Below are 21,089 nucleotides of genomic sequence, written 5' to 3' on the forward strand. Positions count from 1 at the left end.
CGTGCCGAAGGCACTTAAAAAAACAATCCACACAAAAGAAGGACACTCCCCATGCATAAACACTTACTCGCCCTGCTGCTGGCTGCCAGCAGCCTTGCCCAAGCCGCGCCGCTTAAAGTCGCGGCCAGTTTTAGCGTGCTATCCAATCTGGTACAGGAAGTGGGCGGCCAGCGCGTGGAAGTCAGCAGCCTCGTGGGCATGGATGAAGATGCGCATGTGTGGCAGGCTAGGCCTGCAGACTTAAAAAAACTTTCCGCAACCTCACTTTTTTTTGTGAATGGTCTGGGCTTTGAGGGCTGGTTAAAGCGCGTTGAGCAGGCTTCGGCCTATAAAGGGCAAGTCATTACCGTTAGCAAAAACATCAAGCCGCGCGAAATGGCGGATGATCACGGACATGAAGGCCACCAGCATGGCCACACCGACCCGCATGCCTGGCATGATCCACGTGCTGTGGTATCAATGGTTGAAGAAATCAAACTGGCATTAAGTAAGGCAGACCCAGCAGGCGCGACAGAATACGCACAAAATGCCGCGCGTTTTACCACGCAAATTACTCAGCTTGATCAAAAAATCAGTGCCGCTTTTGCAGCGATTCCGGCCGCAAAACGCAAAGTGGTGACTTCACACGATGCACTTGGCTATTTAGGTGCGCGTTATCAGCTGCAATTGCTGCCTTTGCAAAGCATTTCTACTGAAGCCGAGCCCAGCGCCCGCCAGATGGCCGCGCTGATTCGTGAAATCCGCAACAATAATATCCGCGCTGTATTTGCCGAAAATATCAGCAACCCCAAGCTGATCGAGCAAATCGCCCGCGAGACTCAGGCCAAAGTTGGCCCGGCACTTTATACCGATGCCCTGTCTAAAAACGCCCCCAGCTGGCTGGCTATGTTCAGCCACAATACGCAGGCGATTTTGGATGCTTTAAAATAAGCCGACCCTATTCAACTTACATGATTATAAAGACGCTTCAGCTTTAAACTACGTGAGCAAACTTCGAACCACAGAGAACACAGCGTTTCACAAAAGAAATAATTGATCCGATGCTTTTCTCGATGGCCTCTGTACTCTCGTTTTACTCTGTGGTTTAAGGTTTAGCTCGCGAGCAAGGCGGGCTAAAGCCCTTTTATAAGATGGCCAAATAAGCGCCCCAAGCATGCATAAACTCATTCTTCCTCTTAGTCTGCTCGCCTTAGCGGGCCTGCTCGCGTCTTTGGCTTTTAATGCCGAAGACAATCTAGTGAGTTGGTCACTATTAGCCAAGGTTGAAATCAAGCAGGGATTATTTGGGGAAACAGAAACCACCTTTGATCCAGCCATCAAATCGCTGGAGCAAAAAGACATCAGGCTGGCAGGGTTTATGTTTCCACTGCAATCTGGAGAGAAAGTACGACGCTTTATTTTGTCTGCAAAGCAGCCCACTTGTGCCACCTGTATGCCCGGCGGCGCAGATGAAATGGTGCTGGTGAACAGCCAGCGGCCGGTTAAAGTGAGTACAGACAGAATGCAAATAAAGGGAAAATTTAAAATTGCTCAGGAAATGGGCTTACTGTACCGGCTGGACAGCACCTCTCAGCGCTGAGCACTTTACAGCGGGGATGGCGGCAGAATTCGTTTTCGCAGCAGAGCGTTTTCAATCCACTGCCCACGCACTTCAGTTGAAAGCGTATGGTCAAAGGTAAAGCCATGCGCCAGAAAAAAAGGCTGGGCGCTGATGCTGATGAAACTGGATACTTCCGGCAGATTCTTTTCAAACGCACGGTCTTCCAGATGTCTGAGCAGACGTTTGCCAATGCCCTTGCCCTGCCAGTCACCATGCACAAAAAAGTGGCTGATCAGCCCGTTTTTTTGTAAATCGGCATAGGCCACCAGCTGGCCTTTACACTCCACCACCCTTGGCATTAGCCCCTCAAGAATTTTCCCCCAGCACACAGGATCAAAAGCCTTTGGTGCCCAGCTATCCAGCTGCACCGGTGTGTAATCATTCTGGCAGGACTGATGAATACTGGTGTAATAGACATGATGCAATTGAGGGGCGTCCTCGGGACGATAGCTACGAATATGCAAATAAGACATGGCTTCCTCCAAGCTAAATTCAGTATATGCAAACCTCCCGCCCCATGCACACAGCTAAGCTGTAAACCCACTCCATGCAAATTACATAACGATATATAAATCAAATTTAATAGTCTAAATAGAGATATAAAGAACTGCTACGCTCACTGCATACCTTTCGAATAAAGGGCAGATATGCAAGCATATATTGTAGGTGCCGATCACCTAGGCCATATTCCAAAATTACTTGCCTTGTATGGCATTACAATTGGCGAACATATTACCGGCAGAAATCCATCGCATCAGCGCAAGCCCGGCTGCCTAAAAGAGATGGATATCATGATTTTATTTACCGATTTTTTAGGCCATAACGTCATGAAAAACTATCGTGCTGCAGCCGTCGCAAATCGTATGCATATTGTGGCCTGCCGCAGGTCACAAACAGCCCTGCAACAATCTCTACAAAACTGCCCGGCATTTAGCCAGATGACTCTGCCTGCCCATGCTTAAAAAACAACAGCCCTCAGTAATCACTGAGGGCTGTTGCTAGCAAGCTGGCGATTATTCCAAATCCGCGTGGCTTTGAATCACACGTGAAACAAGGCCGTATTCAATCGCTTCTTCCGGATTCATCCAGTAATCGCGCTCAATATCATTGAGCACTTTTTCTAGGCTCTGGCCAGTTTCTTTAGCAATCACAGCAGCAATCCGCTCACGCATACGAATAATTTCTTTAACTTGAATCTCCACATCAGAAGCAGACCCACCCATGCCGCCGCTGGGCTGGTGAATCAAAAAACGCGTGTTTGCCAGGCATACCCTTCGCTCTTTTGGCACAGAAAGGAATATATGCGCTCCTGCACTGGCGACCCAGCCGCTGCCTATCATATTCACCGGCGCGCGAATAAATTTGATGATGTCGTGAATCACATCACCCGATTCGACATGGCCGCCAGGGGACGAGATCAACACATTAATGGGCTTGGCCGATTCGGTAGCTAAAGCAATCAGGCGCCGCGCCGTATCTTTGGCTAAAACATCATTAATGGTGCCAATAATAAAAACAAAACGAGATTCGAACGCTTTTTCTTCCAGAAAAGCATCTTGCGAGCCCCCTGCTACCGCTGCTTCTTCAGCCATCTTATGCCCCTAAGTGAATAAACTTACAAAGACCCACAGTTATCATAATTGAAACCGCAAACATTGGGCGATTTATCCCTTAGCCTGATGCGCACATGCAAATCCCACTGCAACAGACACACTTGACCCTGAGCAATACGTAAACACACAGAGCGCATAAGCTGGTCCCTACCTACGTAAGGATAAAAATAATGAGTTTTAAACCACTTCAGATTTCTGACCGCAGCCTCTTACCGATTGTTCAGGGCGGCATGGGCGTGGGTATTTCGGCGCATAAACTGGCCGGAGCCGTTGCTAAAGAAAATGCCCTCGGCACCATAGCCAGTGTAGATTTACGCCAACATCACCCTGATTTGCTGGCCCAAACGCATCGCTGCCTTGATGCTGACCTGATCGACAAAACCAATTTAACCGCACTTGACAGGGAAATTCGCGCCGCAAAAGAAATCGCCAATGGCTGTGGCATGATTGCAGTGAATGTTATGAAAGCCGTGCGGGATCACGTTGCCCTTGTAAAACAAGCTTGTGAAAGCGGTGCAGATGCCATTGTGATGGGCGCGGGCCTGCCGATTGATTTGCCCGAAATGACAAGCGACCACCCCAAAGTGGCCCTTATCCCAATCTTGTCTGATGCGCGTGGCGTGGCGATTATTTTAAAAAAATGGCTGAAAAAAGGCCGCAAGGCCGATGCCATTGTGATCGAGCATCCAGGCCATGCCGGCGGTCATTTAGGTGCGGCCCGTATCAGCGATATACACGATGTGCGCTTTGATTTTGCTAAGGTGCTGGCCGATTGCCATGCCCTCTTTGCCGAGCTGGGCCTAGGTCGTGACGCCCCCCGGCTGATTGTGGCAGGTGGCATAGACAGCCACGATAAAGTCAGCCACTGGCTCAAAAATGGTGCCGATGCAGTACAGCTGGGCACGGCCTTTGCCGTATGTGAAGAAGGCGATGCGCATATCAACTTTAAACAAACCCTGATCAATGCTAAAGCCAGCGATCTGGCCGAGTTTGTCAGCGTAGCCGGCCTACCTGCCCGTGCCGTTGCCACCCCCTGGATGAAACAATATTTACGCCGCGAAAGCCATTTGCAAGCCATTGCCAAAGCCGACCCACGCCGCTGTACCCAACGCATGGATTGCCTGAGCCACTGCGGCCTGCGTGATGGCCTCAATAAGGTCGGCCAATTTTGCATCGACCTGAAGCTGGCATCCGCCATGCATGGTGAAATCGATAAAGGTTTGTTTTTCCGTGGCAACGGCAGCCTCCCCTTCGGAGAAGCCATACGCCCCGTTCGTGAGTTGATCGATTACTTAATGAGCGGCAGAATGGCCGCAGCATAAATCCAGCCTTGCCATTAAAAGAGTGCAGGAAAAACCACTTGCACTCTTTTAAATCCCCAACACGCATACTGGCATGCATCCCTTACACCTGTAAGATTCTCGCCCATTCACCAGCCATTAACTTACAAATCAATAGCCAAATAGAATATCTACGGCGTACAATCTTGAATTGATAATTATTCGTATTCCACAATGAAACTGCGTCACCTCGCTTTCCTCCTCTGTTCACTCTCCTTTATCACCGCCTGCAGCAGCGATTCTTCACCAGAAATCAAAACAGGCAGCTTACAAAACATCTCCGGCCTTGATTACGATACGCCCAGCCAGCATGGCCGCACGACGGCCAATGGCGAGTATCAATATCTTGAAGGTGAAAACATTACATTTCGTATAGGCGCGCTGGAACTAGGTAAGGTGGCAGCAGGAGCCGCCATCACTCCGCTAAGTCTGGCCGGAAGCGAAGCGGGCGCACATAAAATCATGCAGCTTTTGCTTACGCTAGATGAAGACGATAACGGCAACAATGGCATTCAGATTACCGCCAGCGATGCGGCACGCTTTGTTAAAACCCAGACCATTCAGTCTGCAAATATTTCAGAATTACTCGATGCCAGCGGCGTAGCACATACGCTGGTCAGTGCTGAATATGCGCGTCAGTTTTATAATCTAAGCATGCAGGCCATCAGCGGTGTGAAGCCCACCCAGCGCTATACCCGCAAAGATGCCGTAAGCGGTGCAACACTGAGCGATGAAGCCACTCGCGCAGGCTGCGTGGCCGATAGCCAGACGGGTTTAAGCTGGGAAGTTAAAACCATCGATGGCTTACGTGCAGCCAAACACCGCTACCTACCCGCCATGGTGCGAGGTGCAAGCAATGAAGGCCAGTGCGATGCAAGCTTAGAAGTCTGCACTGCAGGGGATTACAGCGAAAAAGTAAACGAGGCCAGACTATGCGGCTTTGAAGACTGGCGCACCCCAAGCGAAGCCGAGCTAAAAACCCTGCTCGATCCTTCGCAGTACGATGCGGGCAAGCAGCTGGCCGCGATTGACCGACGTGCATTTCCTGATGCGGAGCCGACATTTTACTGGAGCGACACGCTCAGAAAAGTGCATGGCTTTCTAGCGGTATGGTTTAACGACACGCATAAAACACTCGATTCAACGATACTGGCCAAAGAGCGTTACGGTGCGCTGCGCTTGGTGCGCGGCCCGATGATTCCTGATGCGCCAAGTAAAGAAGATCAAGAAGACCCAAACTATATTCCGCTGACAAATGAAGGCAAATTGCCAAAAATTGGCCAGCCTTATGCCTGCGTAGATATCAACGATCGGGCTTTGCTGGCCAACAAGCAAAAAGCAGAAATCCGCCTGCTCACCCCTTCAGATAAAAACGCGCCCGCCAATCAAAGCCTCAGCCCGGAGCAAGTTAAAACACTGCTGGCTACCAGCAATGCAGGTGCGTGTGGCGTAAGCAACTGGCGCTTACCCACCAGCGCCGAAATGAGCAAAATCCTTACCATGGCGCTGGATACAGAAAACACAGAGCTGCGCCAGGCCATGCCTTATCTGGATAACAAAGCCAGCTATTGGGTTGGCACCACCGATCAGCTCAGCAGTATTTCTGCCAACTCGCCCAACGCCCAAAACCCGGCTGCGGCACGCGTTGTGCTGATTTCCCAGACCGCCCGCCCCTTCTTTGAGCGCGTGCCAAGCAGCCCGAACACGCGCCCAAGCGAGGCAGAGCTTGCCAGCTGGCGCGATCAGTATTCACGCTACCAGCCGGGCAGCAGCACCCAGCCCAACTGGCCAGCACCCACGCTAGATGCCAGCACCAAGGAAGGTTTTGCCGATTTAGGCCTGCTGCCCGCACCAAGCTTCCCTGCGAATAACCCCTATTCTCCAGAGAAAGTAGCGCTGGGTGAAAAGCTTTTTGCTGATCCGCGGCTTTCACGGAATAACTTAATCTCTTGCGCCAGCTGCCACGACCCTAAAAATGGCTGGAGCGATCCGAAAGAATTATCCGAAGGCCATGTGGGCCAGCTGGGCAGCCGTAATGCGATGACCATTATCAACACCGCTTACGTCAAAGAACTATTCTGGGATGGCCGCGCCAAATCGCTGGAAGAGCAAGCCACCGGCCCGATCAGTAATCCGCTGGAAATGCACCAGAGCCTGAGCCAGACAGCTTACAAGATTGCCGCAGCTCCGGAATACGCCGCGCTGTTTACCGCAGCCTTTGGCGATCAAACCATTAATGCTGAGCGCATTGCCAAAGCCATCGCTACTTTTGAGCGCACTATCACCAGCCAAGAGAGTGATTTCGACCGTTTCTTAAAAGGCGATCGCAAGGCGCTGAGCAATGACGCACTATGGGGCCTGCAATTATTCCGCACCAAAGCACGTTGCATTAATTGCCATAACACACCTTTAATGTCGGACAACCAATATCACAGCAATGGCCTGCATTATTACGGCCGTGAATTAGAAGATTTGGGCCGCTATAACGTCACGAACAACCCGGCCGATATCGGAAAATTCCGCACGCCAATGCTGCGCGATATTATTTACAGCGGCAATTATATGCACAATGGCTTGTTCTCAATGGGGAATGGCGTGGGCGTTTTAGCCATGTATAACGCAGGGATGGTGCAAACCTTGCCCACGGGATTAGATAAATTTAATCCAGACTTTCCTAAAACCTCACCAGAGATTAAATCACTCGGGCTGAGTAAAAATGAAATCAACGCACTGTTTGAATTTATGAAAGCCATCTCGGCCCAGCCAAGAACGCGCCCTGCTTCAGAAAAAGAATTGTTTCAAAAATAAAGCCATGATTTAAAAGATTAAAAGGCATGCCAATATGGCATGCCTATTGGTCATTTTATAAATACTTTCTCATCCCACGTTTTACTCACCGCTAGCCATCATTTATCTGCCTCGATTCTGCCTACTAAAGAACCAAGTGTTAAAAGTGGGCGTAACAGCGCAGCCAAGCTTTGCAATGAAAGCCCAAAATAGCGGCACTCACGCCGCAACTTGAGATTGATATGCCCTCCTAATCAAAAGGCCTAGATAAATACGCTGATTCGGCTATTTGTCTTAAACAGACCGTCCCTTATCCAGCCATACAATGAATATCTTATTGCCATCATTCTGCAAATACTGGGTGTAAGCTCGCTTAAAATAGTGCATAAAAACAGTTGCATAGACAATAATTTACATTCAAACTAGGTGCAAACATACACAAAGCTTACAAAAACACAATGCGTGTTTTATCTATTCAGCACTCAATAAACCGAGCCTCACCGCACTCAAATGCCCAGCATCTATCAATTAAAATCCCGGTTTCAATCTCTGCTCAGGCCACTGTGCACCCTGATCGCCCGCTTGGGTATCAGCGCCAATCAAGTCACCTTGTTTGCCATGATGGCTTCCATCTTGATGGGCCTTTGGCTGAGCCTGCAATCTGACTCCCGCCTGCCTTGGCTAATCCTGCCCTTATTTTTGCTGTTGCGGATGGCACTTAATGCAATAGACGGGATGCTGGCGCGCGAATTCAATCAGCAATCGGCCTTGGGCGGTATTTTGAATGAAGTAGGCGATGTGGTTTCTGATATCGCGCTTTACCTGCCTTTTTGTCTGATCAGTAATCAGCCTGCATGGATTATTTTGGCTGTTTTTCTGGCGTTTTTAACCGAGTTTATTGGCGTACTTGGCCCCTCAATGGGCGCAGCTAGGCGCTACGACGGGCCCATGGGTAAAAGCGACCGGGCCTTTGTTTACGGTGGCTTTGCACTCTTTTTTGGATTTTTTCCTGCGCTTTCCTCATGGACCAGCGCGCTGTTTGCGATCACGGCGGGGATGATGCTGTGGACTTGTATAAACCGCGCTAAAGGAATATTGGCTAGGTCATGATGATTAATCTGCTCTTACCCCCCGCACTCATTACCGCCCTAGAAGGCGTATTTGCCCTGCTGATTACAGCCAGCCTTACCCTATTTGTTTTAGGTAAGCGCTACCCACAAAAAAACTGGCTGGAGCTGAAGCTGCGTATCCGCACTTGGTGGTGGATTGTGGCGTGTTTTTCTTTAACGCTGCTGGGCAATATGCCCATTGCCCTCGTTGTGCTTGGGCTGGTCAGCTTCCTTGCGTTGAAGGAATACCTGACGCTTTGCTCTACGCGCACCGCCGACCATGTGGTGCTGTTCTGGGCCTATTTATGTATTCCGCTGCAATACTACTGGCTGGGTATTCATTGGTACGGGATGTTTATTATTTTTATTCCCGTTTATGTGTTTTTATTTGTGCCAATGCGTATGGTTTTAGTCGGTGAAACCCAGGGCTTTCTAAAAGCCGCCGCCTCCTTGCAATGGGGGCTGATGATCTGCGTATTTTGCTTAAGCCATATGGGCGCCGTGCTCGCCCTACCCCTTTTAACCGGCATCGGCAAGGCAGAACATGGCCCTATGCTGCTGTTTTATTTAGTGGCGCTCACTCAGCTTAATGATGTGGCTCAGTATTTATGGGGGAAATCATTGGGCAAGCATAAGGTATCGCCCAAAGTCAGCCCCAATAAAACACTGGAAGGCTTTCTGGGCGGCGCGCTCACCACCTGCCTATTAGGCTGGCTGCTTGGGCCCTTGCTCACGCCCTTTTCCCCGCTGCACGCGGCATTAGCCGGTTTACTGATTGGTGTAATGGGCTTTATTGGCGATATTGTGATTTCAGCTGTCAAGCGTGATATCGGAGTGAAGGATTCCGGCCGCTTACTGCCAGGGCACGGCGGCATCTTAGACCGGCTGGATTCTCTAACCTATACCGCGCCCCTGTTTTTTCATTACACCCATTACTTATATTACTGAGGCAAATCACCAAAGCATATGAAGCGTTTTTTAAGAATCTTGTTTGTCTTACTCTTGGCAAGGCCTCTTGTCAGGCTGTGGTTTGGTGTCACCGTGCGGCATCAGGAACGCCTGCCTTTAAAAGGTCCAGCCATTGTGCTGGCCAATCATAATAGCCACCTGGATATTCTGGCTTTATACAGCTTGTTTCCCTTGGCGCTTATTTCTAATGTACAGCCTGCCGCCGCAGCCGATTATTTTTTAAAAAACCGCCTGTTTGCCTGGTTTGCCACCGAGGTCGTGGGCATTATCCCCGTGGTCCGAGGCGGGGCAGCCGCTGGGTTTGATCCGCTTTTGGGCTGTAAAGAAGCGCTCAGCCAAGGGCGAATTCTGATTTTATTTCCTGAAGGCACACGCGGCGAGCCAGAAATGCTTTCCGAAATCAAATCTGGCATTTGGTATTTATATCGTGATTTTCCGCAGATACCGGTTGTGCCGGTTTATTTAAACGGGCTGGGCCGCGCGATGGGCAAGGGGCAATGGTTCCCTATTCCTTTTTTTGTAGATATCGCCATTGGCCGCGCTCTGCCTTGGCTGCCCGAAAAAGCGCTGTTCCGGGCCTCCATCAAAGACGCCCTGCTTAATTTAAAGCAAAAAACCATGCTCTCCGCTCCCGGCCCGCAATAGCGCCAAGCACGCACTGCCCAACTCATAAACAGGACCCCTTTATGCGCACGCCTCAGGAAAAAACATTTAACAGCTTTGATCAAAGCACGCTGTTTTACCGGCACTGGCCAGCCACCAGCACGGCAGCACGCCGCGCCATTGTGCTGCTTCACCGCGGACATGAGCATTCTGGCCGACTACAGCATATTGTGGATGAGCTAGGCATGACAGACACGCCCTTTTTTGCATGGGATGCCCGCGGACACGGCCAGAACAGCGGGCCACGCGGCTACAGCCCCAGCCTTGGTACCACCGTGCGCGATCTGGATACATTTATTCACTATCTTTGCCAGACTTATGGCTACGCCATAGAAGAAATCATCGTTATCGCGCAAAGCGTGGGCGCGATCCTAGCATCAACCTGGGTACACGATTACGCCCCCAAAATCCGCGCGCTGATCCTGGCGTCCCCAGCTTTTAAAGTAAAACTTTACGTGCCTCTGGCCCGCCCCAGCCTGCGGCTGATGGAAAAACTACGCGGCAATTTTTATGTTAATTCTTATGTAAAAGCCAAGTTTCTGACGCATGATCCGGAGCGTATTGCCTCCTACAATGCAGACCCGCTGATTGCCCGGCCTATTTCAGTCAATATCCTGCTGGGCCTCTACGATACGGCAGAGCGGATTATTGCCGATGCGGGAGCGATTCAGACACCCACCCAGCTTTTGATCTCAGGCGCAGATTTTGTGGTGCATCAAGCACCGCAACGTATATTTTTTGAACGCTTAGGCAGCCCGTGCAAAGAAATGCATACGCTGCAAGGCTTCTACCACGACACCCTAGGCGAAAAAGACCGGGCCCAAGCCTTTACACTGATCCGCAGCTTTATTCAAAAGGTGGAAGCGGGCGTAGCCAAAGTGGATTTAAGCCACGCAGACAAAAGTGGCTACACCGCCAATGAATATCTGCAACTGCAGCAAAGTGGCTCGCCCCTTACCCTGAAACACTGGCACTTTGCCCTCACCCGCTTATCACTCTCTACCGTGGGCAAATTATCAGACGGCATTAGGCTGGGCTGGGAAACCGGCTTTGATTCGGGCAGTACCTTAGATTATGTCTATAAAAACAAAACCTCAGGACGCACCCCACTGGGCCGCTTTGGCGATCGCACTTATCTGGACAGCGTAGGCTGGAAAGGCATACGCCAGCGCAAAGTCAACCTAGAAGAGCTGATTGGCCTCGCGATTAAATCGCTCACAGAAAACAAACAAAGCATCAGGATTGTGGATATCGCCGCAGGGCATGGCCGCTATATTCTGGATGCCATTGCCGGCCATAAAATCGACCGCGTTTTATTGCGGGATTACAGCCCTATTAATGTTGAAGCAGGCAAAGAGCTGATCAAAGAAAAAGGCTTAACGCATCTGGCTGATTTTCAACAGGGCGATGCATTTGATCAGGCCAGTTTAGCCAGTCTTTCCCCTGCGCCCACGCTGGCCGTGGTTTCGGGTCTTTACGAGTTATTCCCTGAAAACGCCCCGATTAAAGCCTCGCTGGCGGGGCTTGCCGAGGCCGTGCCCGATGGTGGTTTTCTGGTTTACACCAATCAGCCATGGCATCCGCAGCTGGAGCTGATTGCCCGCACCCTGAGCAGCCACAGGGGCGGCGCAGACTGGATCATGCGCCGACGCACCCAGTACGAAATGGATCAGCTGGTTGAGCAGGCAGGCTTTGAAAAAATCACCCAGCGCATTGATGAATGGGGCATCTTTACCGTTAGCCTTGCACGCCGGATTAAAAATAAATGAGTAAAGCTTTAAACAGCGAAGTAAAAGAGCCGCGTCCGTGGCGGCTCGCCCTTTTGTGGCTGCTGGTACTGGGCCCGGGTTTCTTTATTTTTTACGGGGCGGCCAATCATTACACCGCTTCCTTAGCCCCTGCAAAAGTAGGCAGTATTGTGATGAGCTGGGAGCGGCATATCCCGCTCTGGCCCTGGACCATCGTGCCTTACTGGAGCATTGATCTGCTCTATGGCATTTCTCTCTTTATATGCACCAGCCGTGGCGAGCTCAATACCCACGCCAAGCGCCTTCTGGCCACATCGCTGCTCTCTTGCTTATTTTTTGTGTTGTTTCCTCTTCGCTTCAGCTTTGAGCGCCCAGAGCTAGATGGCTTTTTTGGCCAGCTATTTACGTTGCTGATGGGCTTTGACAAGCCATTTAATCAGGCACCTTCGCTGCATATCGGCCTGCTTACCGTACTCTGGCTACGCTATGCCGTCCATATCCCTGCACGCTGGCGGCCTTTGCTGCACGTCTGGTTTGCACTGATCGGCCTATCAGTATTAACCACATGGCAACATCATTTTTGGGATATACCCAGCGGGTTTTTGCTTGGCTTTATCGTTTGCTATTTATTGCCCAGCCCCGGCGTGCGCCTGTTTGCAGCCAAGCCCCGCCAATGCTCACCCAAGCTCGCCCTGCGCTATTTTTCCGGAGCACTGCTGTTATCCCTTGGCATTGTCTGCCTGCAGGGCTGGGCTTGGCTGCTGCTCTGGCCGATCACTTCTTTGCTGATTCTCACTGCGGCCTATCTTGGGCTGGGGCCAGAGGCAATGCAAAAAGATCACGGGCAAAGACGTTTTTCAGCTCAGGTTTTGCTCTGGCCTTACGCTATTGTCACGCAGCAGGTACACCGCTATTTATTAAAATCGCTACCCGCCGCCGAAGAAATCAGCCGAGGCGTCTGGCTAGGGCCCATCAGCGCAGCTGCCGATCCACGCTTTAAATCCGTACTGGATCTGGCCGCCGAATATGACAGGCAGGCACCGGCTGAGGCAATTTATCATTCATACCCGCTGCTGGATTTGCAACTACCCGATCAGCAAACCCTGCAGCGCTGTGTGCACACGCTGCAATCCATGCCTCAGCCCGTACTCGTTCACTGCGCCCTTGGTATGACCCGAAGCGCAGCGGTGCTGCTGGCATGGCTGGTCGTCAGCAGGCAAGCCAAAGATATTGATGAGGCCGTGGCCTTTTTACAAACAAAACGCAGCCAGTTTGTATTAAATAGCGCTCAATTAAATCAATTGGCCCGGCTTTGCGATGACATACAATGAATACCGAAGAATCACTTATTTTTAAATTAAGCGCAGCAGCGCTCTCTTCCTGCAAAAGCCTGATCTGGCCCACGCCATTTTTATTTTTAATCAGTTACTGGCTTGCATCTGGCCAGCTAATCAGTACAGCTAAAACAATACTGCTTATTTGCTGCAGCGTCGCCTCAGCCATTCAGTACTATTTTTATTGGCGGATCACCCTAGATGAAAAACTATTAAATCAGTTGCAAAGCGAAGCTGATCTGCAGCAGCTGGATAAAGTATTAAACAGCCTCTTTAACATAAACACCCCTCCGCGTGCTTTAGCAATACGCATGTCTGGCATTCAAAAACTGATTCGTTATTTTTTAATCAGCACATTCTGCTCGTGGATCGTATGGCTGATGGCATTGGGATTATTCACCCGCTGATTTTGTACAACAGATTCAGCCCGGAAAAGTGCCGCAATAAAGCGAATTGCCCCTTGCGTGTTAATGTATTGGCATGACGGCAAGCAGGGGATTCAAAACAATGACAGATGTTTTTCCAGCTTCATTAACAGATGGCCATAATGAGCGGCAATTAGCATTGCAATCTTTATTCCGCACTTTAGAAGACAATTCTGAAGGCACGGTCATTGTGGATGAACAATGCAAAATCGTCTGGATTAATGCCCGCTATGCCGATCGTTTTGGCTTTAAAGACCCTGCTAGCGCCATAGGCAAGGCCGTAGAAGAAGTGATTCCGCAAAGCCAGCTCAGAGAAGTGCTTAGAACCGGCCAGCCTATTTTATTAGATTTAATGGAGGCTCCAGACAGAACACTGGTGGTCACCCGCTTGCCGCTAAAAGATCCGCAGGGCAAGCTGATTGGCGCCATTGGCTTTGCCTTATTTGATGAAATTCAATCACTTGCACCCTTAGTGGCTAAATTCTCCGGCCTGCAAAAAGAGCTGGCCGTAGCGCATGAGTCCCTTGCCCAGGCACGCCGCGCTAAATATTCTTTTGGCCATTTTATTGGTGAATGCGATGCAGTGCAGGAGCTTAAACGTCAGGCCCTGCGCGCTGCGCAAAGAGATGCGCCCATTTTATTACTGGGTGAAACCGGCACAGGCAAAGAAGTGCTGGCGCACGCCATTCACGCCGCATCGCCCCGCGCCCATAAGCCACTGGTTACGCTCAATATGGCGGCGATCCCTGAAACCCTGCTTGAGGCCGAGCTGTTTGGCGCAAGCGCAGGTGCTTACACCGGCGCGGATAAAAAAGGCCGTGTCGGTAAATTTCAACTCGCCCACGGCGGCACGCTGTTTCTTGATGAAATTGGCGATATGCCGCCTGCACTGCAAGTCAAATTATTACGCGTTTTGCAGGATAAGGAATTTGAAGCGCTGGGCTCTAATCAAATACAACGCTCCGATGTACGCATTATCGCCGCCACTTCAGCGCCGCTAACCAAGCTCATCGCCGAAGGACAATTCAGGGCTGATTTATTCTACCGCCTGAATGTTCTGACCATTGAGCTGCCGCCACTACGTGCCAGACTGGCCGATCTAACCCTGCTGGCCGATTCCATGATGAATAAACTGGCCGCCAGCGGTCTTGGCCAGCATCGCCTTGCCCCCTCTGCCATTGCCCTGCTGACCCAATACGCCTGGCCAGGCAATGTGCGGGAGCTGCACAATATTTTGGAACGGGCACTGATGCTATGCGACAAAGCCATTTTAGAAGCCGAAGACCTGACGCCGCTGCTCTACCCCGGAGCCCAGCCCAGCCACAGCAGCGCCAAAACCCATGCCGAATCCATGCAGGTTTTTGAGCAACAGCTCATCAGCGACGCCATCAAAAACTGCAAAGGCCATATCCCCACTGCCGCCAGGCAACTCGGCCTTGCACGAGCCACGCTTTATAAAAAGATTGCGGGGTTTAAACCGGAGGAATAATCACCGGTTTACCTACATTGCCCTTGGCCCTTAAATATCCGTCTTTGCAGCTAAGCACCCGCTTACAAAACCGACATTCTACGAAATGAGATTACAGTCTCATTTTTTAGACTCCCTCTCTTCTGAGGGCATTTATCACTTTCTTTTCATTTCACCGCACCATCTTCGATTTTTTGTCTCGTTTTGTAGACTAAAAATCCTTCAATACACTCACCATACCGCATGTTTGCTCGTTTCTTAAAACTGGCACACATTATGCTTACTATATAACTACAGCTTTACTACAAATAAAATAATATTAATACACCTTTCAGAAAAGCTGACCACATAAAAAATATAAGTAGTGCGCCCTGCATTTCAGCTCAAGGATAAACACAATGTCAGATCCTATTTTGCAAACGCGCGGCCTTTGTAAAGAATTTAAAGGCTTTGCGGCAGTCAGCGATATTCATCTTGAAGTGGAGCATGGCAGCATCCATGCCTTGATTGGCCCTAATGGTGCGGGCAAAACAACCGTTTTTAATTTGCTGACTAAATTTCTGGCCCCCACTTCTGGGCAGGTTATTTTTGATGGTGTTGATATCACGGCAGCACAACCTGCCGAAGTGGCCAACAAGGGGCTGATCCGCTCCTTCCAAATATCAGCCGTATTTCCCAATATGAGCACGCTCGACAATATCCGTGTGGCACTACTGCGCATTCATGGCGGCGCGCATCGCTTTTGGCGCTCTAAGCAAGAGCTGAACGCTTTCACCGATACGGCAATGGATTTACTGGAGGAAGTAGGCCTTGCCGAGTTTTCGCATGTCTTAGCAGGCGAGCTGGCTTACGGCAGAAAACGCGCTTTAGAAATCGCCACCACCCTAGCACTCAAACCCAAGCTAATGCTGCTGGATGAACCCACACAGGGCATGGGCATCGAGGATGTGGAACGCGTGACCGCGCTGATCCGTCGCGCGTCTGTCGGGCGCACCATTTTGATGGTGGAGCACAATCTGAAGGTGGTCTCTACCTTGGCCGACAAAATCACCGTATTAGCCCGTGGTCAGCATTTATCCGAAGGCGATTACGCCACCGTGTCGGCCGACCCACGCGTGATGGAAGCTTATCTGGGGATTAGCCCTGCAATTTCCGCCAGCCCACAGGAAACACTCCATGCTTAACAGCCAGGACCATAGCGGTGAAATGTTGCGTGTAAGCGGCTTACATGCTTTTTACGGCGAATCACATATTTTGCACGGCATTGATTTTGGCGTACGCCGTGGCGAGCTGATTACGCTACTGGGCAGAAACGGTGCAGGCCGCAGCACCACACTGAAAGCGATTTTGGGCCTAACCGGCCAGCGCGCCGGATCGATCATGGTGAATGGCCGTGAAGTCATCCGCATGGCCACACACAAAATAGCCCACCTTGGCGTGGGCTGGTGCCCTGAAGAGCGGGCGATTTTTTCCAGCCTGAACGTGGAAGAAAACCTCAACCTGCCACCCAAAGTACGCAGCGATGGCATGAGTCTGGAAGAGATTTATACCTTATTTCCTAATCTGTGGGAGCGCCGCAAAAGCCAGGGCACACGATTATCCGGCGGCGAGCAGCAAATGCTGGCCATGGCACGAATCTTACGCACCGGTGCGCGCCTCTTACTGCTAGATGAAATCACCGAAGGCCTAGCCCCTGTGATTGTTAAAAAGCTGGGCGAAACGGTAGAACTGCTGAAAGCGCGCGGCTACACCATCGTACTGGTCGAGCAAAATTTTCACTTTGCCGCAGGCATCGCCGACCGGCATTACGTGATTGAGCACGGCCAAGTGGTGGATTCAGTCAGCGCAGACGAGCTATCTGCCAGTGCAGGCAGGCTGAATCATTATCTTGGGGTTTAATCGAAGCCTCAATTTAAGCCAACGCCATACTGTAGGGCGGGTGCAACCGGCGTATTTATTCAACCTCGCTAGCAGGTTGCACCCCATGTGCGTTAAGCAGTTTGGTTATTAGTCGCAAACAAAGGCAAAAGATGATGGCTACGCTCTCGACACTGGGCTTAAATTTCCCCCTTGAAACACGCCGGAGAGAGGAACAAGCGGGGCGGGGTTTCGGCAAGGGAGCGAGGAACGAGCCAATCCCGCCCGCCGCCGACTCGATTGTCCGCAGCGCAGGGGCCTTCGTGTTTCGTGGGGTCGCCTTCTTTGGCTTCGTTTCTTGGCGAAGCAAGAAAGGAAGGTCCAGCGGGACGCCCGCACCAAAATCAACGTGCCGAAGGCACTAAAAAGGTCTTTTACTTAACGCTTGAAATATTTCACACAGGAGGGTTACCCCTCCCATCGACAAGCATTTAATGATTAAAAAAACAAACTTACCGCAGTCCCCGCAAGATCTACCCCAAACGGAGATACACCCCATGCAAAGCTGTAAACCTCTTGTTCTTGCTTTAGCACTTGCCCTGCCTGCCACCACTATTGCTGGCCCTATCTCTGGCGACATGGTCAAGATCGGTATTCTCACCGATATGTCGGGCGTGTATGCCAGTGTGGGCGGTAAAGGCTCGGTGATTGCGGCGCAAATGGCGATTGCCGATTTTGGTGGCAAGGTGCTAGATAAGCCCATCGAGCTGGTCAGCGCAGATCACCAAAACAAAGCCGACATCGGCGCAGGTAAGGCACGCGAATGGTTTGATACCCAAGGAGTGGACATGGTGAACGACTTGCTCAACTCTGGCGTCGGCATTGCCGTACAAAAGCTGGGCGCAGAAAAAAAGCGTATCACCATCAATAACGGCGCGGGCTCTACCGCACTCACCGGCAAGGAATGCAGCCCTTACGGCGTGCATTACGCTTATGACACCTATGCGCTAGCCAAAGGCACCGCCACCGCGCTGATGAAGCAAGGTTTAGACAGCTGGTACTTCCTGCAGGCTGACTATGCCTTTGGTGCAGCGCTACAGGGTGACGCCAGCAAAATTGTGGCGGCCACGGGCGGCAAGGTATTGGGCACCGTCAAACATCCGCTTTCCTCTACCGATTTCTCTTCCTATCTGATTCAGGCACAAGACTCCAAGGCCAAAGTGGTCGGCCTTGCCAATGCCGGTGCCGATTTTGTGAACGCAGTAAAGCAAGCCAAGGAATTTGGCCTGAAGCAAACCATCGCAGGGCTTTTGGTATTTGATAGTGATGTGAAAGCGCTGGGCCTGAATGCCGCACAAGGCATGAAATTTACCACAGCCTACTCATGGGAATTAAGCCCAGAAATGGAAGCCTTTGGTAAGAAATTCTTTGCCAAGGCAGGCTTTATGCCAACGATGGACCACGCGGGCATTTACTCCAGCACACTACATTATTTAAATGCGGTGAAAGCAGCTGGCACCGATGATGCCGACGCGGTAATGAAGAAAATGCGCGAAACCAAAGTGAATGACTTCTTCGCTAAACACGGCGTGATCCGCGAAGACGGCCGCATGGTGCACGATATGTACCTGGTTGAAGTGCTTAAACCCAGCGAATCTAAAGGCGCGTGGGACCAGCTCAAGCTGGTTGCCACCATTCCTGGTGATGTGGCATTCAAACCGCTGGCTGGCAGCGAATGTCCTTTGATTAAAAAATAACGGTCAGTTAGCTCAATCTTGAACCACAGAGAACACACAGTGGCACAGAGCGACACAGAGAACACCCAAGCGCTCGACTCATTCGTCATGCTTTTCTCTGTAAAACGCTGTGCCCTCTGTGGTTTGAGGTCTTACTAGGCATTTTTTATCAGCTCACAGATCAAAAATCGCATCGAGGTTTAAATGGACATCCCCTTGCAAGCCATCATGTCGCAAGCCTTACTCGGCTTAAACAATGGCGCTTTTTATGCCTTACTCAGCCTTGGCCTTGCCGTGATTTTTGGCATGCTAAATGTGGTCAATTTTGCTCACGGCGCTTTTTATATGCTGGGTGCTTTTGTGGCGCTATTGGGCTACGACCAGTTGGGGCGGATTTTGGGCGATGAAAGCATTCATATGTCATTTTGGACCGCGCTGATTGTGGGGCCAATTGTGGTGGGTTTGCTTGGCGTATTGATTGAAAAAACCATGCTCAGCCGTCTTTATAAAGTGGATCACCTCTACGGACTGTTGCTCACTTTTGGGCTGGCGCTGATTTTTGAAGGCCTGCTGACCAATTACTTTAATGTGGCCGGTGAGCCTTACAACGGCAAACCAGAAATTCTGGAGGGTGCAATCAATCTGGGCTTTATGGTGTTTCCTAAATACCGGCTTTTTTCGATTATTTTATCGCTAACCGTCTGTTTTGCCGTCTGGTACTTAATCGAAAAGACCAAGTTTGGCTCCCACCTGCGGGCGGGTACAGAAAACCCTGATGTCACCCGCGCCTTTGGCATTGATGTGCCGTCATTACGCACCCTGACTTATTTCCTGGGTGTGGCTTTGGCCGGGCTGGCAGGCGTAGTGGCCGCGCCAATTTACTCAGTCAGCCCTAGGATGGGTTCAGACTTAATCATTATCGTCTTTGCTGTAGTGGTGATTGGCGGCATGGGCTCGATTATGGGTGCGATTCTTACCGGCATTCTGCTGGGACTTCTGGAAGGGCTAGTAAAAGTGTTCTACCCGCCTTTGGCAAACACCGTGATTTTTATCGTGATGGCGCTGGTTTTACTCTGGCGTCCGTCTGGCCTCTTTGGTAAGGAAGCATGATGAACGCACCGATAGTTCAACTCGTCCCGGCGGCTGTCTTATCCAGAAAAAAAACCAGCTTCACGCCGTGGATTGCGGCGCTTATTTTTGCCTCGCTTGCGCCCTTTGTGGTTTACCCCATTTTTGCCATGGAGCTGATGTGTTTTGCCCTCTTTGCCTGTGCATTTAATCTGCTTTTAGGCTTTGGTGGCTTACTCAGCTTTGGCCACGCAGCCTTTTTTGGCAGTGCAGCCTATCTGTGCGGGCATGCGATTAAAAATTGGGGGCTCAGCCCGGAGCTGGGTATTTTATTTGCCACCTGCGGCGCAGCGCTGCTGGGGCTGGCCATCGGCAGCATCGCCATTCGCCGCCAGGGCATTTACTTTGCCATGGTCACCTTGGCGCTGGCACAGATTGTATTTTTCTTATGCTTGCAACTGCCTTTTACCGGTGGCGAAGATGGCTTACAGGGCATCCCTAAAGGCCATCTATTTGGCTTAATTGATTTATCCGCCACCGTCAGCGTGGGCCAGCAGCAGCTCCCTCTGGCACTGTATTTCTTTGTGCTGGCGATTACCTTTGGCGGCTATTGGCTGATCTGGCGCACTGTGCATTCCCCCTTTGGTATGGTGCTCAAAGCCATCAAAGAAAACGAACCGCGTGCACTCTCGCTGGGCTATCAGGTGAATCGCTACAAACTTGCCACTTTTGTACTGTCTGCCGCCTTAGCGGGGCTGGCCGGTGCCACTAAAGCACTGGTCGTAGGGCTTGCCTCACTGAGCGATGTATCCTGGCATATGTCGGGCGAAGTGGTGCTGATGACGCTGCTTGGCGGCATGGGAACGCTGCTTGGGCCGGTCGTTGGCGCGGTTACAGTAGGCACGCTGCATCACGAGCTGGCCTCGTTCGGCTCTTGGGTTACCGTCACCATTGGCGTGGTATTTGTGGTGTGCGTGATGGCATTCAGGCGCGGCATTGTGGGTGAAATTGCTTATCGCTTGAAACGGGATTTGTAATAGCAACTGATGTTATGCACCTAAAACCCAAACCCTGAACCACGGAGGACACAGAGAACACGAAGTTTCACAGAGAAAAACATTTTGCAACTGAGTCATTTATTGGGTTTTGAGCTATTTCACTCTAAGCAAAATGGATGGATACCGCGACTCCCTGCACGGGGCTTAAATCCTCCCCTTGAAACACGCCGAAGCGAGGAACAAGCGGGCGGGGTTTCGGCGAGGACTGTTTGAGCGAAGCGAGTTCCGCAGCCGCCGCTCGATTGTCCGCAGATGAGGGGCCTTCGTGTTTCGTGGGGTCGCCTTCTTTGCTTACTTTCTTGGCGAAGCAAGAA

19 protein-coding genes are annotated in these 21,089 nt (G+C 51.0%); 17 read left to right on the forward strand and 2 right to left on the reverse strand.

Annotated features, from left to right (window positions below; all coding sequences use genetic code 11):
* The first annotated feature begins 51 nt into the window (after positions 1-51).
* The gene (locus tag DYD62_RS12700) at positions 52-930 is read left to right on the forward strand and encodes a metal ABC transporter solute-binding protein, Zn/Mn family (protein ID WP_115227677.1); all 879 of its coding nucleotides are present in this window, start codon (positions 52-54) and stop codon (positions 928-930) included.
* Positions 931-1,153: 223 nt separating this feature from the next.
* Positions 1,154-1,579, forward strand: a complete 426-nt coding sequence (locus DYD62_RS12705; RefSeq protein ID WP_115227678.1) for a DUF3299 domain-containing protein — start codon at positions 1,154-1,156, stop codon at positions 1,577-1,579.
* Positions 1,580-1,584: 5 nt separating this feature from the next.
* On the opposite strand, the gene DYD62_RS12710 is transcribed toward DYD62_RS12705, so the two are convergent.
* On the reverse strand, positions 1,585-2,073 hold the full coding sequence (locus DYD62_RS12710; protein WP_115227679.1) for a GNAT family N-acetyltransferase: 489 nt from the start codon (positions 2,071-2,073) through the stop codon (positions 1,585-1,587).
* 174 nt (positions 2,074-2,247) lie between these two features.
* Between DYD62_RS12710 and DYD62_RS12715 the strand changes: the two genes are divergently transcribed.
* The gene (locus tag DYD62_RS12715; protein ID WP_115227680.1) at positions 2,248-2,562 is read left to right on the forward strand and encodes a DUF2325 domain-containing protein; all 315 of its coding nucleotides are present in this window, start codon (positions 2,248-2,250) and stop codon (positions 2,560-2,562) included.
* A 51-nt stretch (positions 2,563-2,613) separates the two neighbouring features.
* Here the strand turns inward: DYD62_RS12715 and DYD62_RS12720 are convergent, their stop codons facing one another.
* On the reverse strand, positions 2,614-3,192 hold the full coding sequence (locus DYD62_RS12720; RefSeq protein WP_115227681.1) for an ATP-dependent Clp protease proteolytic subunit: 579 nt from the start codon (positions 3,190-3,192) through the stop codon (positions 2,614-2,616).
* A gap of 191 nt (positions 3,193-3,383) precedes the next feature.
* Between DYD62_RS12720 and DYD62_RS12725 the strand changes: the two genes are divergently transcribed.
* The 14 genes from DYD62_RS12725 (at position 3,384) to DYD62_RS12795 (ending at position 20,754) form a co-directional block, all read left to right on the forward strand.
* Positions 3,384-4,535: an NAD(P)H-dependent flavin oxidoreductase gene (locus tag DYD62_RS12725; protein WP_165928631.1), complete on the forward strand. Its 1,152-nt coding sequence runs from the start codon at positions 3,384-3,386 to the stop codon at positions 4,533-4,535.
* A 192-nt stretch (positions 4,536-4,727) separates the two neighbouring features.
* A complete protein-coding gene (locus DYD62_RS12730; protein ID WP_115227683.1) occupies positions 4,728-7,361 on the forward strand; it encodes a cytochrome c peroxidase in 2,634 nt (877 codons plus the stop codon).
* Positions 7,362-7,850: 489 nt separating this feature from the next.
* Positions 7,851-8,450 carry a CDP-alcohol phosphatidyltransferase family protein gene (locus DYD62_RS12735; protein ID WP_115227684.1) on the forward strand — a complete coding sequence of 200 codons (600 nt, stop codon included), beginning with the start codon at positions 7,851-7,853 and terminating at the stop codon, positions 8,448-8,450.
* On the forward strand, positions 8,447-9,397 hold the full coding sequence (locus DYD62_RS12740; protein ID WP_233702912.1) for a phosphatidate cytidylyltransferase: 951 nt from the start codon (positions 8,447-8,449) through the stop codon (positions 9,395-9,397). Before DYD62_RS12735 ends, DYD62_RS12740 begins: the two co-directional genes overlap by 4 nt.
* An 18-nt stretch (positions 9,398-9,415) precedes the next feature.
* Complete coding sequence (locus tag DYD62_RS12745; protein ID WP_115227685.1) at positions 9,416-10,063, forward strand: lysophospholipid acyltransferase family protein; 648 nt, start codon at positions 9,416-9,418, stop codon at positions 10,061-10,063.
* 41 nt (positions 10,064-10,104) lie between these two features.
* The gene (locus DYD62_RS12750) at positions 10,105-11,850 is read left to right on the forward strand and encodes a bifunctional alpha/beta hydrolase/class I SAM-dependent methyltransferase (protein ID WP_115227686.1); all 1,746 of its coding nucleotides are present in this window, start codon (positions 10,105-10,107) and stop codon (positions 11,848-11,850) included.
* Entirely contained in the window at positions 11,847-13,160 is a 1,314-nt protein-coding gene (locus DYD62_RS12755; RefSeq protein WP_115227687.1) for a phosphatase PAP2/dual specificity phosphatase family protein, read from the forward strand. Before DYD62_RS12750 ends, DYD62_RS12755 begins: the two co-directional genes overlap by 4 nt.
* Positions 13,157-13,570, forward strand: a complete 414-nt coding sequence (locus DYD62_RS12760; RefSeq protein ID WP_115227688.1) for a hypothetical protein — start codon at positions 13,157-13,159, stop codon at positions 13,568-13,570. Before DYD62_RS12755 ends, DYD62_RS12760 begins: the two co-directional genes overlap by 4 nt.
* Before the next feature lie 100 nt (positions 13,571-13,670).
* Positions 13,671-15,077, forward strand: a complete 1,407-nt coding sequence (locus DYD62_RS12765) for a sigma-54 interaction domain-containing protein (RefSeq protein WP_115227689.1) — start codon at positions 13,671-13,673, stop codon at positions 15,075-15,077.
* Between the two features lie 377 nt (positions 15,078-15,454).
* On the forward strand, positions 15,455-16,240 hold the full coding sequence (locus tag DYD62_RS12770) for an ABC transporter ATP-binding protein (protein ID WP_115227690.1): 786 nt from the start codon (positions 15,455-15,457) through the stop codon (positions 16,238-16,240).
* A complete protein-coding gene (locus tag DYD62_RS12775) occupies positions 16,233-16,955 on the forward strand; it encodes an ABC transporter ATP-binding protein (protein ID WP_046349991.1) in 723 nt (240 codons plus the stop codon). Before DYD62_RS12770 ends, DYD62_RS12775 begins: the two co-directional genes overlap by 8 nt.
* A 515-nt stretch (positions 16,956-17,470) precedes the next feature.
* A complete protein-coding gene (locus DYD62_RS12785) occupies positions 17,471-18,670 on the forward strand; it encodes an ABC transporter substrate-binding protein (RefSeq protein ID WP_115228299.1) in 1,200 nt (399 codons plus the stop codon).
* Between the two features lie 183 nt (positions 18,671-18,853).
* A complete protein-coding gene (locus tag DYD62_RS12790; protein ID WP_115227692.1) occupies positions 18,854-19,759 on the forward strand; it encodes a branched-chain amino acid ABC transporter permease in 906 nt (301 codons plus the stop codon).
* Positions 19,756-20,754: a branched-chain amino acid ABC transporter permease gene (locus DYD62_RS12795; RefSeq protein WP_165928630.1), complete on the forward strand. Its 999-nt coding sequence runs from the start codon at positions 19,756-19,758 to the stop codon at positions 20,752-20,754. Before DYD62_RS12790 ends, DYD62_RS12795 begins: the two co-directional genes overlap by 4 nt.
* The last annotated feature ends 335 nt before the right edge of the window (positions 20,755-21,089 follow it).

The sequence above is a fragment of the Iodobacter fluviatilis genome (assembly GCF_900451195.1).
GTDB classification, from domain to species: Bacteria; Pseudomonadota; Gammaproteobacteria; order Burkholderiales; family Chitinibacteraceae; genus Iodobacter; species Iodobacter fluviatilis.

Excerpts from the sequence above, each read along its gene's own strand:
- DYD62_RS12760 (WP_115227688.1), top strand. The coding sequence starts at position 13,157 with ATGAATACCGAAGAATCACTTATTTTTAAATTAAGCGCAGCAGCGCTC.
- DYD62_RS12795 (WP_165928630.1), top strand. The coding sequence starts at position 19,756 with ATGATGAACGCACCGATAGTTCAACTCGTCCCGGCGGCTGTCTTATCC.
- DYD62_RS12730 (WP_115227683.1), top strand. The coding sequence starts at position 4,728 with ATGAAACTGCGTCACCTCGCTTTCCTCCTCTGTTCACTCTCCTTTATC.
- DYD62_RS12765 (WP_115227689.1), top strand. The coding sequence starts at position 13,671 with ATGACAGATGTTTTTCCAGCTTCATTAACAGATGGCCATAATGAGCGG.
- DYD62_RS12785 (WP_115228299.1), top strand. The coding sequence starts at position 17,471 with ATGCAAAGCTGTAAACCTCTTGTTCTTGCTTTAGCACTTGCCCTGCCT.
- DYD62_RS12745 (WP_115227685.1), top strand. The coding sequence starts at position 9,416 with ATGAAGCGTTTTTTAAGAATCTTGTTTGTCTTACTCTTGGCAAGGCCT.
- DYD62_RS12770 (WP_115227690.1), top strand. The coding sequence starts at position 15,455 with ATGTCAGATCCTATTTTGCAAACGCGCGGCCTTTGTAAAGAATTTAAA.
- DYD62_RS12790 (WP_115227692.1), top strand. The coding sequence starts at position 18,854 with ATGGACATCCCCTTGCAAGCCATCATGTCGCAAGCCTTACTCGGCTTA.
- DYD62_RS12700 (WP_115227677.1), top strand. The coding sequence starts at position 52 with ATGCATAAACACTTACTCGCCCTGCTGCTGGCTGCCAGCAGCCTTGCC.
- DYD62_RS12775 (WP_046349991.1), top strand. The coding sequence starts at position 16,233 with ATGCTTAACAGCCAGGACCATAGCGGTGAAATGTTGCGTGTAAGCGGC.
- DYD62_RS12740 (WP_233702912.1), top strand. The coding sequence starts at position 8,447 with ATGATGATTAATCTGCTCTTACCCCCCGCACTCATTACCGCCCTAGAA.
- DYD62_RS12750 (WP_115227686.1), top strand. The coding sequence starts at position 10,105 with ATGCGCACGCCTCAGGAAAAAACATTTAACAGCTTTGATCAAAGCACG.
- DYD62_RS12725 (WP_165928631.1), top strand. The coding sequence starts at position 3,384 with ATGAGTTTTAAACCACTTCAGATTTCTGACCGCAGCCTCTTACCGATT.
- DYD62_RS12735 (WP_115227684.1), top strand. The coding sequence starts at position 7,851 with ATGCCCAGCATCTATCAATTAAAATCCCGGTTTCAATCTCTGCTCAGG.
- DYD62_RS12720 (WP_115227681.1), bottom strand. The coding sequence starts at position 3,192 with ATGGCTGAAGAAGCAGCGGTAGCAGGGGGCTCGCAAGATGCTTTTCTG.
- DYD62_RS12755 (WP_115227687.1), top strand. The coding sequence starts at position 11,847 with ATGAGTAAAGCTTTAAACAGCGAAGTAAAAGAGCCGCGTCCGTGGCGG.
- DYD62_RS12715 (WP_115227680.1), top strand. The coding sequence starts at position 2,248 with ATGCAAGCATATATTGTAGGTGCCGATCACCTAGGCCATATTCCAAAA.
- DYD62_RS12710 (WP_115227679.1), bottom strand. The coding sequence starts at position 2,073 with ATGTCTTATTTGCATATTCGTAGCTATCGTCCCGAGGACGCCCCTCAA.
- DYD62_RS12705 (WP_115227678.1), top strand. The coding sequence starts at position 1,154 with ATGCATAAACTCATTCTTCCTCTTAGTCTGCTCGCCTTAGCGGGCCTG.